We start from the raw sequence: 12,584 nt of genomic DNA on the forward strand, positions 1-12,584 counted from the left end.
GATAATCGAACGAGTCGCTCGAGCCGCGCTCGGACAGACGCACAGAAGCTTAATGGGCGGTAAACGCCCAGATTCATTGGTCCCACGACCAAAGGTATTAGCAGCCAGAGCCACGGGCCGGCTGCGGAACAACAAGGATTCGCGGGGGTTTCGCGCAGGCGCAGCCCTCGCCGAGAGAGCAAACCGGATGGGTGGCGCGGTCGCCCGGATCGGTCAAGGAGCGCACCAGTAATGGTGGAAGACAAAGAAATCAAGAAGCGCAAGGGCCTCTTCGGCACTCGCAAAACGTCCCGCAGGGCCTCGTCGGCTGTGACTCCTGCCGCCCAGCCGGATGGTCCGAGCACCCCCACGGACGCACCGGTGGCAACGCCTACCGACGCCCCGATCGACGAAGCGCGCACCGACGCGACGCAGAAGCCTGTGACGGAGCGAAAGCCAGTGACGAAGACATCGACCTCCGCCGAAGACGGCCAGGCCCCGGTAACAGCAACGGAAGCGCCCACGGCCGAGGAAACGTCCGGGGCCGCCCCGGCCGAGAAGGCCATGCTCGCAGTGGAGCCGATCGGGCGTCGGCCGTCGCTCTCGCTCCTGTTCCAGGCGCCGGAGATCGTGCCGCTGCCGGCCCGCACGCCGTCCCGACAGGACACCCGCCAGGACGACCGCACCGGTACGCGCCAGGATGAGGACGAAGACGAAGAGACCTCGACGGTTCGCCGACGCGCCCGCCGTCGTTCGGGCGACGAAGGTCGCTCCGGTTCCAATGACCCCGCGAACACCGTCGTCAAAGTTCGCGTCCCGCGTGAGCCGGAGCTGATCACCGAGCCGCAGCGCATCAAGGGCTCGACCCGGCTGGAAGCGAAGAAGCAGCGCCGCCGTGACGGCCGGGATGCCGGTCGCCGCCGTCCCGTGATCACCGAGGCCGAGTTCCTCGCGCGCCGCGAATCCGTCGACCGCGCCATGGTCGTGCGCGCCAAGCACAACAAGATCCAGATCGGCGTGCTCGAAGACGGCGTGCTCGTGGAGCACTACGTCGCCAAGAACCAGGACGCCTCGCTGATCGGCAACGTGTACCTCGGCAAGGTGCAGAACGTGCTTCCGAGCATGGAGGCCGCCTTCGTCGACATCGGACGCGGCCGGAACGCCGTGCTCTACTCCGGTGAGGTCGACTGGGAAGCCGCCGCAGAGAACTCCGGAAACAGCGGCCAGGCGCGGCGGATCGAGCTCGCGCTCAAGCCCGGCGACAAGGTGCTCGTGCAGGTGACCAAGGACCCGATCGGCCACAAGGGCGCACGCCTGACCAGCCAGGTTTCGCTGCCGGGCCGTTACCTCGTCTACGTGCCCAACGGCTCGATGAACGGGATCAGCCGCAAGCTGCCGGACACCGAGCGCGCCCGGCTGAAGAAGATCCTCAAGGAAGTTCTCCCCGACAACGTGGGTGTCATCGTGCGCACCGCGGCCGAGGGCGCCACCGACGAACAGCTCACGCTCGACGTCAACCGGCTCACCTCGCAGTGGGCATCCATCGCCAAGCAGGTCGACTCGGTCCAGGCCCCGGCCCTGCTGCACAGCGAGCCGGACCTGCTGATCAAGATCGTCCGGGATGTCTTCAACGAGGACTTCCACAAGATGGTCATCGCCGGCGAGGACTCCCGCGAGACCATCGAGGCCTACCTCCGCCAGGTTGCTCCCGACCTGGTCGAGCGCGTGCAGAAGTACGAGGGTGACGTCGATGTGTTCGACGAATACCGCATCTCGGAGCAGATCGAGAAGGCGCTCGACCGCAAGGTCTGGCTGCCGTCCGGCGGTTCGCTCGTGATCGACCGCACCGAGGCCATGACCGTCGTCGACGTCAACACCGGCAAGTTCGTCGGCTCGGGCGGAAACCTCGAAGAGACCGTCACCAAGAACAACCTCGAAGCGGCCGAAGAAATCGTTCGCCAGCTCCGGCTGCGCGACATCGGCGGCATCATCGTCGTCGACTTCATCGACATGGTGCTCGAGACCAACCGCGACCTCGTGCTGCGTCGCATGGTCGAATGCCTCAGCCGCGACCGCACCAAGCACCAGGTCGCCGAGGTCACCTCGCTCGGCCTGGTGCAGATGACGCGCAAGAAGCTCGGCCTCGGCCTCCTGGAATCGTTCAGCGAGAACTGTGAAGCCTGCGCCGGACGCGGGATCATCGTGCACCACGATCCCGTCGTGAAGCACCGCCAGACCGCGCAGCCCGCCCAGGAGCGCCGCCCGCGCAGCAAGTCCGGCGGCAATGGCGACGGGGGCGGCCGCGACAATGGCGGCCGGGACAACGGCGGCCGCGACAGCCACCGCGACAACCGTGGCGGCAACGGCGGAGGTTCACAGCAGTCCGACACGGCCAAGGCCGGCAACGGCACCCACGGAATCACCGAGGACGCCAAGCACGCCCTCGCCCTGATCGCCGCGCGCACCATCGCCCGCCCGGTCACGGAGTCCATCCCGGTCATCACCGAGACGCCCGAGGCTGCGGCGTCGACGGATGCTGCTGTGACGACTGCTGCCGTGACGGATGCTGCTCCGAAGGGCGCCGCTCTGCCCGAGGCCCAGGCGCCCGAGGCTGTTCCTGCGGCCGAGTCGGCGCCGCGCCGGTCGCGTCGCTCCTCGTCCCGAGGAACGTCCGCCCCGACAGCGGCCCCGACAGCGGCAGCGGCCGAGGCGGAGCCACAGGCCAGCGAAGCGGTCGCCATTCTCGACATCCCGGTCAAGAAGACGACGCGCACCCGGCGCACGGTGAGCAAGCAGGTCACCGACCAGATGCTGGACTCCGTGCTCGAATCCCTTCCCGAGCCCAAGCAGCCCGGCCAGGGGCGTTCGCGCAGCCGCCGGGTGACGACCGCCGGGGGATCAACGTCGGCCGCGCAGCCGATAGTCGTTCCCGACTCCGGCAAGTAACACAGGCAACACCCAAGCGAATAGGCAGCGCGCCCCGGCCGGGCACGCTGCCTATTCGTCTGCCCGCTTCTGCCGCGCCTTCTTCGCCGCCCGGTCGCGGCCGCTCACCCGAAGTCCGCTCGCGTGGAGCCGGGTGACGAGCTCACGATTGCCCACCGGGAGGGCGCCGGCGGCCACCAGGTCGTCGTAGCGCGCGGCCGGGACGTCGTAGTGGTCCAGGTCGAATCCGCGGCGGGGGATGGCATTGGCGGCCGCGAACGCATGCAGTTCCGCCAGCGAGCTGTCGCTCACCAGGTGGGACCAGAGCATGCCGTGTGCCGGCCACGCCGGCTGGTCGATCAACACGGTCATTCCCAAAGTGTACGGAACCGAGTGAACAGGCCCCATCCCGGTTTGACCGGGGGTGGAGGATCAGCTAAAGTTGACCGTTGGTGTGCGATGGGCCTGAGCCCGCGCGATTGCCAAGGTTTTCTGGTGGTGAGCGGCCGATTTGGCCGGTTCGCCCCCAGTAACTTTCCATCATAGGAAATTGGGCCTCACGGCTCCCCAGAGATAGGTACGTAAAGTGGTTTACGCAGTTGTGCGCGCCGGAGGGCGGCAGGAGAAGGTAGAGGTCGGGACCATCGTCACGATGGACCGAATCAAGGCTGACAAGGACGGCAACGTCGAGCTGGCCGCCGTGCTTCTCGTCGACGGCGACAAGATCACCTCTGACTCGACGTCGCTGGCCAAGGTCAAGGTCACTGCCGAGGTCCTCAACGACCTCCGCGGCCCGAAGATCGTCATCCAGAAGTTCAAGAACAAGACCGGGTACAAGAAGCGTCAGGGGCACCGTCAGGAGCTCACGCGCGTCCAGGTCACCGGCATCGCCTAAGGCCTGAGGAGAAGAACAGATGGCACATAAAAAGGGTGCGAGTTCCACTCGCAACGGTCGCGATTCCAACGCTCAGCGCCTCGGCGTGAAGCGCTTCGGAGGTCAGGTTGTCAGCGCGGGCGAGATCATCGTTCGCCAGCGCGGCACGCACTTCCACCCCGGCGTCAACGTCGGCCGCGGCGGAGACGACACTCTCTTCGCCCTCGAAGCCGGCTCCGTCCAGTTCGGGGCAAAGGGTGGCCGCAAGGTCGTCAACATCGTGGTGGCTGCCGAGTAGGCATCCACAATTTTTGAACGTGAGGGCGGGCTTCGGCTCGCCCTTACGTGTTTCAGCCCCACTTGAAAGGTTTTCCATGGCTACATTCGTCGACCACGTCACGCTGCATTTGCGAGCTGGCCACGGAGGACACGGCTGTGTTTCCGTCAAGCGGGAGAAGTTCAAGCCCCTCGCCGGGCCCGACGGAGGCAACGGCGGCAGCGGCGGCGACCTCGTGCTCGTCGCCGACCCGAACGTGACGACCCTGCTCGGCTACCACCGCTCGCCCCACCGCTCGTCTGACAACGGTGGCCCCGGCATGGGCGACCACCGCAACGGCCACGCCGGTGAGCTGCGCGAGCTCGCCGTGCCGCTCGGCACCGTGGTCAAGGACATGGAGGGCAACGAACTCGCCGACATGACCGAACCCGGGATGCGTCTCGTCGTGGCCCCTGGCGGCCAGGGCGGGCTGGGCAACGCTGCCCTCGCCTCCACCAAGCGCAAGGCCCCCGGCTTCGCGCTCCTCGGCACACTCGGCTGGGAGGGCGACGTCCAGCTTGTGCTCAAGACCGTGGCGGATGTCGCGCTCGTCGGCTACCCGTCGGCCGGCAAGTCGAGCCTGATTGCGGCCATCTCGGCCGCGCGCCCCAAGATCGCCGACTACCCCTTCACCACCCTGCACCCGAACCTCGGCGTCGTCGACGCCGGCGAGGTGCGCTACACCGTCGCCGACGTCCCCGGCCTGATCGAAGGCGCCAGCGAGGGAAAGGGCCTCGGCCTCGAGTTCCTGCGCCACGTCGAGCGTTGCACCGCGCTGCTGCACGTGCTCGACTGCGCCACGCTCGACCCGGGCCGCGACCCGCTGAGCGACCTCGACATCATTCTCGGCGAACTCGCGGCCTACCCGGTTCCCGACGGCCAGCTGCCCCTGCTCGACCGTCCCCAGCTGGTGGCCCTCAACAAGATCGACGTGCCGGAGGCCCGCGAGCTGGCCGAGTTCGTGCGCGCCGACCTGGAAGCCCGCGGCTACCGCGTCTTCGAGATCTCCACGGTCACCCACGAGGGCCTCCGTCAGCTCAACTACGCCCTGGCCGAAACGGTCGAAGCCGGCCGTGTTGCACGCGCCGCAATCGAGGCGAAAAAGCCGCGCATCGTCATCCGTCCGAAGACCGTGGACGACAGCGGCTTCGTCGTGCGCGTCGAGGGTGGATCCTTCGGCAATATCTACCGCATCCTGGGCACCAAGCCAGAGCGTTGGGTGCAGCAGACCGACTTCAAGAACGACGAGGCCATCGGCTTCCTCGCCGACCGGCTGGCCAAGCTGGGCATCGAGAACGAACTGTTTAAGGCCGGCGCCGTCGCCGGGTCGACCGTCATCATCGGCCCCGGTAACGGTGTCGTCTTCGACTGGGAGCCCACGCTCACCTCGACCGCCGAGCTCATCACCGCCCCGCGTGGCACGGACACGCGCCTCGACGACAGCAAGCGACGCACAAGCAACGAGCGCCGTGAAGAGTACTTCGGGCGCATGGACGCCAAGGCCGCGGCCAGGGCCGAGCTCATCCGCGAACGCGAAGCCGGCATGTGGTCCACCGGCGAGGAGGAATTCAACGGTCCCTCGGATTCCGCTTCCGCCGAACAGAAGACGGAAACTGAATGACCGTCTTATCGCGCGACCAGGCCGCTGTCGCCAAGCGCATCGTCTTGAAGGTCGGCTCCTCGTCCATCACCGGCGACAACGCCGACCAGATCAACCGGCTCGTGGACGCCCTGGCGGAGGCGCACGGGCGCGGCACCGAGGTCGTGCTCATCTCCTCCGGCGCGGTCGCCGCGGGGATGCCGTTCCTGGAGCTCGAGGAGCGGCCCGCGGATGTGGCCACCCAGCAGGCCGCGGCATCCGTGGGCCAGAATGTGCTCATCTACCGCTTCCAGGAAAGCCTGGACCGGTACGGGATCGCGGCCGGCACGGTGCTGCTGACGGAGGGCGATGTGCTCACCGAGCCGCACAAAAGCAACACCCGTCGCGCCCTGGACCGCCTGCTCGACCTGCGCATCCTGCCCATCGTCAACGAAAACGACACGGTGGCCGTCTACGGCCTGCGCTTCGGGAGCAACGATCGCCTCGCGGCCCTCGTCGCGACGCTGATCCATGCCGATCTGCTGATCATGCTGAGCGACGTCGACGCGCTCTACACGAAGCCGCCGCACCTTCCGGGTGCGGAGAAGCTCGTCTTCATCTCGGCGGATGACCCGCTCGACGGCTTCGAATTCGGAGCCGGCGGCCCCAGCGGGGTCGGCACGGGAGGCGCGAGCACCAAGGTGGTGGCGGCGCGGATCGCGACGAAGGCCGGAACAGCCGTCCTGGTGACCTCCACCGAACTGGCCGCGGAGGCACTTCGCGGCGAGCCCGTGGGAACCTGGTTCGAAGCTGCCGTGAGGCCGCACGGCTACTCGCTCCTATAGGCTCGTTTTGGCGACGCGGACCGCACCCGGTGGGCCCGCAGGGAAGGCTCGGTCACGTGAACAGGCTTGCGCGCGGCGACATCTCATCCGCGGCACGGATCGTGGTGAAGGTCGGCTCGTCGTCGATCAGTGGCGCAAACGCCGGGCAGATCGCACCGCTCGTGGACGCCATCGCGGAAGCGCACGGCCGCGGCACCGAGGTCGTGCTCGTGTCCTCCGGCGCCATCGCGATCGGGATGCCCTACCTGCACCTCGATGAGCGGCCCACTGACCTCGCCACCCAGCAGGCGGCGGCATCCGTCGGCCAGAACCTGCTCATCTTCCGCTACCAGGACAGCCTCGACCGGTACGACATCGTCGCCGGCCAGGTACTCCTGACGGCGGGCGACCTCGAAAACCCCGCTCACCGCAGCAACGCGCGGCGTGCCATGGACCGCCTGCTCGCCCTGCGCATCCTGCCGATCGTGAACGAGAACGACACGGTCGCCACCCACGAGATCCGGTTCGGCGACAACGACCGTCTTGCGGCGATGGTGGCGACGCTGATCCAGGCGGACCTGCTCGTGCTGCTCAGCGATGTCGACGCGCTGTACACGAAACCGCCGCACCTGCCCGGAGCCGAGCGGATCGACCACATCGCCGCCGGCGAGGCGCTGGCGGGAATGGAATTCGGGACGGCCACGGGTTCGGGGGTCGGAACAGGGGGCGCGAGCACCAAGGTGTCGGCGGCCCGGATCGCGGCGGATGCCGGGACGGCGGTGCTCGTGACGGCGACCGGGCTCGTCGCCGAGGCGCTCCGCGGCGACCATGTCGGCACCTGGTTCGAGCCGGCGGCCTCTCCGAGCGGGCACCCGCTCCCGTAAACGGCCCGCTCGCGTACGCCGCACGCTCCCGTAAACTGGGGGGATGCCCCAGTCGCAGCAGCCCGTCGCACCCCTCACGCCCACGCTTGAAGCGGCCCGGAGCGCGTCGCTCGCGCTCGCATCCGCACCGTCCGAGGTGAAGAACCGCGCACTCGGTGCGATTGCCGCGGCGCTGCGGGGGAGCGTTGACGAGATCATCGCAGCCAACCGACGTGACCTGGCCGCCGGTGCGGACAACGGACTGACCTCGGGTCTGCTGGACCGGCTCGCCCTCGACGCCGCCCGGATCGAAACCCTGGCCCAGGCCGTGCTGCAGATCGTCAGCCTGACCGACCCGGTCGGCGAGGTCGTGCGCGGCAGCAGCCTGCCCAACGGCATCAAGATCAGCCAGGTACGCGTGCCGTTCGGCGTCGTCGGAGTCATCTACGAAGCGCGTCCCAACGTCACCGTTGATCTCGCCGCGCTGGCGATCAAGAGCGGCAACGCGGTCGTCCTGCGCGGTGGATCGGCGGCGGAGAACAGCAACCGGGTGCTCGTCGGGCTGATCCAGGCGGCGATTGCGTCCGCCGGCCTGCCCGCCGAGTCGGTGCAGACCATCGACCCGTTCGGCCGGGCCGGCGCCACGGAACTGATGCAGGCCCGCGGCTACGTGGACGTGCTCATCCCGCGGGGGAGCGCGAGCCTGATCAACGCCGTCGTCACCCAGTCGAAGGTGCCCGTGATCGAGACCGGAGCCGGCGTCGTGCACGTGTTCCTGGACGAGAGCGCCGACGCGCAGTGGGCGATCGACATTGTGCACAATTCCAAGGTCCACCGCCCGAGCGTGTGCAACGCCCTCGAGACCCTCCTGGTGCACAAGAACGCCGCCGAGCGGCTGCTGCCGGACGTGCTGGCCCGGCTGACGGCATCCGGTGTGACGATCCACGGAGATGCCCGCACGCGGGAGCTGTACCCGGATTCCGTGCCTGCGACGGAGGACGACTGGTCGGCCGAGTACATGAGCCTCGACATCGCGGTGAAGGTGGTCGACTCCCTCGACGCGGCCATCGACCACATTCGCCGCTACTCGACGGGGCACACCGAATCGATCGTCACGAACGACGTGGTCAACGCCGAGCGGTTCCTGAACGAGGTCGACTCCGCCGCGGTGATGGTCAACACATCCACCCGCTTCACCGACGGCGGGGAATTCGGCTTCGGGGCCGAGGTGGGCATCTCGACCCAGAAGCTGCACGCGCGCGGTCCGATGGGACTGCCGGAGCTCACCAGTACGAAGTGGATTGTGCGCGGCACAGGCCAGGTGCGGGCGTAGGCCCCACTAGAATGAGTGCGACGGCGGGGGCCCCGCCGTTGTGCCTTGAATGGAGAACCTCATGTCGTTTGTGACCGCAGTGCTGGCCGAGATCGAGCACGTCGCCCTGCCCATGCCGACCCTGATGTACGGCGCCATCGCCCTCGTCGTGTTCTTCGCTCTCGGCTTCCTCGTGTGGACCTACCGCGACGTCGCCAACCGCCACCAGACGAAGGCGGATGCCTATGCCGCCGCGCACGGCGGAGCTCGCAGCCACGACGGTCACTGACCCATCGACCACCCCGTGGCTTCGCGTCGCCCCCGCATCGGCGTGATGGGCGGAACCTTCGACCCGATCCACCACGGGCACCTGGTCGCGGCCAGCGAGGTCGCCCAGAGCTTCGACCTCGACGAAGTCATTTTCGTGCCCACCGGCCAGCCGTGGCAGAAGCACGACGTGTCCAAGTCCGAGCACCGGTACCTGATGACGGTGATCGCCACGGCGTCGAATCCTCGATTCACCGTGAGCCGCGTCGACATCGACCGCTCGGGGCCCACCTACACGATCGACACCCTGCGGGATATCCACGCCGAACGGCCGGATGCCGAACTGTTCTTCATCACCGGTGCCGACGCGATCCAGCAGATCCTCGGCTGGAAAGACGTGCGGGAACTCTGGAATCTGGCTCACTTCGTGGCTGTGAGTCGACCGGGACATGAACTGAGCATTTCAGGATTGCCGGACCAGGACGTAAGCTTGCTGGAGGTTCCGGCTCTGGCCATCTCGTCCACTGACTGCCGGGAACGCGTGAATCGGGGCTTCCCGGTCTGGTATCTGGTCCCCGACGGGGTTGTCCAGTACATCTCAAAGCATCATCTGTATCGGAGTGTGGCATGACGTTGGGTAACAGTCCCCAGCCTCCGCTGACCCGCCGCCAGGAACGCGAATTAGCGCGCCAGCAGGGGTTGCTGTCGACCGAGGACGACCTTCGGCTTTCGGCCGGCGACCCGGCTCCCGACGTCGAGTCCGACGTCAAGCCTGCCGACGTCAAGGCTGCCGACGTCAAGCCCGCGGCCGTCAAGCCGGACGTCGTCGCGGAATCCGTTCCCGTGTCGGCCTTCGCTCCCCGGGGCGCAGAAAAGGTTCCCGCCGAGAAGGCGATGACGTCCACCAAGCGCCAGGCTCCCGAGCGCACCCTCACCCGACGCCAGTTGCGTGCCATCAAGGCCGCCGAGTCCGGCGAGCCGGAAGCCACGGACGGCGAGGACGTTTCCCCCGACGCGGAGACCCACACGACGGGAGGGCTCAACCCGCCCGTCGGCCACTGGTCGCTCGACCGCGGTGACGACCACACACCCACCGTCGACGAGGGCCAGACATTCGACCAGTTCATGTCCCGAGGAACCGGCGGAAGCGGCAGCCCGACCACGACGAGCGCGCTCATCCTGCCGTCGATCCCGTTGCAGGGTTCGAGTTCCGGGCCACTCACGAGCACGGGTGAGATCCTCATCACCGGTTCGTACGACCTTCCCCGCAGCCTCGGCTCGACCGGTCACCACCCCGGCAACTTCGATTCCTCGGACATGGATCAGTCCGACGATCACGACGACGCGGGCGGCTACAACTCCACCGTTGCGCCCGTGAGTGCCAGCAGGGCCGTCAGTACGCACGCGTCGAACCGCGGCCTCGTGGCCCCGCCGCAGAAGAGCGGCAACTCCCTCCCGACCGTGCTCGCGATCACCGCGGCCGTACTGGCCGTCGGCGTGCTCGCGCTCTTCGTGCTCGGCTACGTCTTCAACATTTTCTAATGCCAACCATGTCGACTTCACACACCCAGGGACTCATTCGATGACCGCTTCTGCCCACGCTCTCGAGCTCCTCAAGGTGGCCGCAGCCGCCGCCGACTCGAAGGCCGGGGAGGACATCGTCGCTATCGACGTCTCCAGCCCCCTGCCGCTGACCGATATCTTCCTCATCGTCACCGGTCGTTCGGAGCGCAACGTCGTTGCGATCGCCGGAGAGATCGAAGACAAGCTCATCGAGGCCGGCTTCAAGCCGCTGCGTCGTGAAGGACGCGCCGAGGGCCGGTGGATCCTCGTTGACTTCGGCGACCTCGTGGTGCACGTCTTCCACGAGGAAGAACGCCAGTACTACTCCCTCGAACGCCTGTGGAAGGACTGCCCGGTCATCCCGATCGAGCTCCCCACTCGCGAGTCCGCCGAGTAGCGCTGGTTCGCGAGAGGCTCTCGCGTGTAGTAGCCTAGACAAGTTGTTTCGGAGCAGTCCGAAACACAATCCGGGTCCGTGGCGCAGCTGGTAGCGCACCTGCATGGCATGCAGGGGGTCAGGGGTTCGAATCCCCTCGGATCCACCGAGCACAACGAAAAGCCCCAACTTTGGTTGGGGCTTTTTTCGTTCCACCGGCATCCGTTGTGGTTTCGGTTCACATTCTTTTCGGATTACTTTCGGTTTCTTTCCCCGGGGTCGACGGTCGATAATTGGGCCTGTGCCCTCGCCCCAGGTTTCTTCCACGCTGCCCCGGCGGTGCCCCTGCCTGAGCGGGCTGACCTACGCCGAGTGCTGTGGACCTCTCCATGCCGGGCAGGGATCCGCGCCGACAGCCGAACGCCTGATGCGCTCCCGCTACTCGGCGTTCGCCGTGGGCGACACCGAGTACCTGTTGGCGACCTGGCACCCCGCCACTCGCCCCGAATCCCTCGAACTCGATGCCGACATGCAGTGGGTGCGGCTCGACATCTCGAGGACGGTCCGTGGCGGACCGCTGGATACCGACGGGGTGGTGGAGTTCGCGGCACACTACCGGCTGGACGGACAGCGAGCCCAGCAGCACGAGACCAGCCGATTCCTGAAGGTCGACCGCCGCTGGTTCTACCTCGACTCCCTGGGCTGAGCGGCGCGGGCGTCAGAACGGGGGTGGCGGGTCGATCCGGGTGGCCGGTTCGGTCGTGTACTCCCGGCCGGCGGGCGAGGTCCAGGTGAGCGTGCCGTCCCTGGCGTGGGTCACGGCCCAGGCGGCCTCGGTTTTCAGTTTGTGGTGTGGCCCGCAGAGGTGGGCGAGGTTGTCGTGTTTGGTTCGGCCGCCCTCGTGCCATTCCTTGCCGTGGTCGAGGTCGGACCGGGCCACGCTGCGGTTGCAGCCGGGGAACCGGCAGGTTTCGTCGCGCACCCGCAGCCACCGGCGGAGGTCCTTGGGCACCTTGTACCGGTTCCGGCCGACCGAGAGCACCGCGCCGGTCTCGGGGTGGACGAGGATGCGGGTGAAACTCGGTGCGTGGCCGGCGAGACGCCGGGCCGTGTCCGGATCGATCGGCCCGTACCCCTCGAGGTGGCCGGGTTCCTCGCTGTGGCCGAGGAGGGTCATCACCGGGACCGTGACATTCACGGTGGCCCGGATGCCCCGGCCCAGCCCGGAGGGTGCGACCCCGTCGATGAGGAGGTCGAGGAACGCGTCCGCCCGCAACTGGGTCAGCGTGCGCGGCTCGTCGGCGCCCTGCAGGCTCTGTGCGGCGCCGCTGATCCGCTCGTACACCGAGTTCGCGTCGGCCGCGGAGAGGTACGCGTTCAACCAGGCCATGCCGTCCCGGGCCGGCACGAGCTGCACCTGCCGGTCGGTGATGCACTTCGCGTGCCGGGTGGTGATCGTGTCGGGGTGAGCCTTCTCCCTTGCTCTGCGGGCGGTGCCGTCGAACTTCGCGACGGTGAGTTTCCGGGCATCGGGCAGCAGAGCCGATTCGAACCCGGCCCGGGCGTCTTCGGGCAGGGACCAGACGTGGTCCATGAGTGCTTTCGCGTGCCGGTAGCTGATCTCGCCCTGCTGCAGGGCCGTGCGGGTGGCCGCGAGGTCGTGCACGAGGGACTCGCTCTCGACCAGGAGCCGTTCCGCGCTGCCC

The 12,584-nt window shown here is 67.7% G+C and carries 14 protein-coding genes and 1 tRNA gene; 13 read left to right on the forward strand and 2 right to left on the reverse strand.

Annotation, left to right across the window (positions count from 1 at the left end; translation table 11 throughout):
- The first annotated feature begins 231 nt into the window (after nt 1-231).
- Nucleotides 232-2,925 carry an Rne/Rng family ribonuclease gene (locus tag BLQ39_RS10510; RefSeq protein ID WP_092323826.1) on the forward strand — a complete coding sequence of 898 codons (2,694 nt, stop codon included), beginning with the start codon at nt 232-234 and terminating at the stop codon, nt 2,923-2,925.
- A gap of 51 nt (nt 2,926-2,976) precedes the next feature.
- Here the strand turns inward: BLQ39_RS10510 and BLQ39_RS10515 are convergent, their stop codons facing one another.
- The gene (locus BLQ39_RS10515; protein WP_092323827.1) at nt 2,977-3,276 is read right to left on the reverse strand and encodes a DUF4031 domain-containing protein; all 300 of its coding nucleotides are present in this window, start codon (nt 3,274-3,276) and stop codon (nt 2,977-2,979) included.
- A gap of 214 nt (nt 3,277-3,490) precedes the next feature.
- On the opposite strand from BLQ39_RS10515, the gene rplU reads away from it, so the two are divergent.
- From rplU to BLQ39_RS10575, 12 genes are all read left to right on the forward strand, one after another.
- Nucleotides 3,491-3,799 (forward strand): 50S ribosomal protein L21, encoded by a 309-nt coding sequence (rplU, locus tag BLQ39_RS10520; protein WP_092323829.1) that lies wholly within the window; start codon nt 3,491-3,493, stop codon nt 3,797-3,799.
- 19 nt (nt 3,800-3,818) lie between these two features.
- Nucleotides 3,819-4,076 carry a 50S ribosomal protein L27 gene (gene rpmA / locus BLQ39_RS10525; protein WP_092323831.1) on the forward strand — a complete coding sequence of 86 codons (258 nt, stop codon included), beginning with the start codon at nt 3,819-3,821 and terminating at the stop codon, nt 4,074-4,076.
- 76 nt (nt 4,077-4,152) lie between these two features.
- Entirely contained in the window at nt 4,153-5,715 is a 1,563-nt protein-coding gene (gene obgE / locus BLQ39_RS10530) for a GTPase ObgE (RefSeq protein WP_092323832.1), read from the forward strand.
- Complete coding sequence (proB, locus tag BLQ39_RS10535) at nt 5,712-6,518, forward strand: glutamate 5-kinase (RefSeq protein WP_092323834.1); 807 nt, start codon at nt 5,712-5,714, stop codon at nt 6,516-6,518. Before obgE ends, proB (BLQ39_RS10535) begins: the two co-directional genes overlap by 4 nt.
- 56 nt (nt 6,519-6,574) lie before the next feature.
- The gene (gene proB / locus BLQ39_RS10540) at nt 6,575-7,381 is read left to right on the forward strand and encodes a glutamate 5-kinase (protein WP_092323835.1); all 807 of its coding nucleotides are present in this window, start codon (nt 6,575-6,577) and stop codon (nt 7,379-7,381) included.
- 43 nt (nt 7,382-7,424) lie between these two features.
- Nucleotides 7,425-8,693: a glutamate-5-semialdehyde dehydrogenase gene (locus BLQ39_RS10545; protein WP_092323837.1), complete on the forward strand. Its 1,269-nt coding sequence runs from the start codon at nt 7,425-7,427 to the stop codon at nt 8,691-8,693.
- A gap of 61 nt (nt 8,694-8,754) precedes the next feature.
- Complete coding sequence (locus BLQ39_RS10550) at nt 8,755-8,961, forward strand: hypothetical protein (RefSeq protein WP_092323856.1); 207 nt, start codon at nt 8,755-8,757, stop codon at nt 8,959-8,961.
- Nucleotides 8,962-8,976: 15 nt separating this feature from the next.
- Nucleotides 8,977-9,570 (forward strand): nicotinate-nucleotide adenylyltransferase, encoded by a 594-nt coding sequence (gene nadD, locus BLQ39_RS10555; protein ID WP_256332741.1) that lies wholly within the window; start codon nt 8,977-8,979, stop codon nt 9,568-9,570.
- Nucleotides 9,567-10,481 carry a hypothetical protein gene (locus BLQ39_RS10560; RefSeq protein ID WP_135109312.1) on the forward strand — a complete coding sequence of 305 codons (915 nt, stop codon included), beginning with the start codon at nt 9,567-9,569 and terminating at the stop codon, nt 10,479-10,481. Before nadD ends, BLQ39_RS10560 begins: the two co-directional genes overlap by 4 nt.
- Nucleotides 10,482-10,521: 40 nt before the next feature.
- The gene (rsfS, locus tag BLQ39_RS10565) at nt 10,522-10,899 is read left to right on the forward strand and encodes a ribosome silencing factor (RefSeq protein WP_092323841.1); all 378 of its coding nucleotides are present in this window, start codon (nt 10,522-10,524) and stop codon (nt 10,897-10,899) included.
- A 72-nt stretch (nt 10,900-10,971) separates the two neighbouring features.
- A tRNA-Ala gene (locus BLQ39_RS10570) sits at nt 10,972-11,044 on the forward strand.
- 135 nt (nt 11,045-11,179) lie between these two features.
- A complete protein-coding gene (locus BLQ39_RS10575) occupies nt 11,180-11,584 on the forward strand; it encodes a YchJ family protein (protein ID WP_241986938.1) in 405 nt (134 codons plus the stop codon).
- Nucleotides 11,585-11,596: 12 nt separating this feature from the next.
- On the opposite strand, the gene BLQ39_RS10580 is transcribed toward BLQ39_RS10575, so the two are convergent.
- On the reverse strand, nt 11,597-12,584 hold a 988-nt coding region (locus BLQ39_RS10580; protein ID WP_092323844.1), incomplete at its 5' end, for an HNH endonuclease.

The organism is Cryobacterium psychrotolerans, from assembly GCF_900101115.1.
GTDB lineage: Bacteria > Actinomycetota > Actinomycetes > Actinomycetales > Microbacteriaceae > Cryobacterium > Cryobacterium psychrotolerans.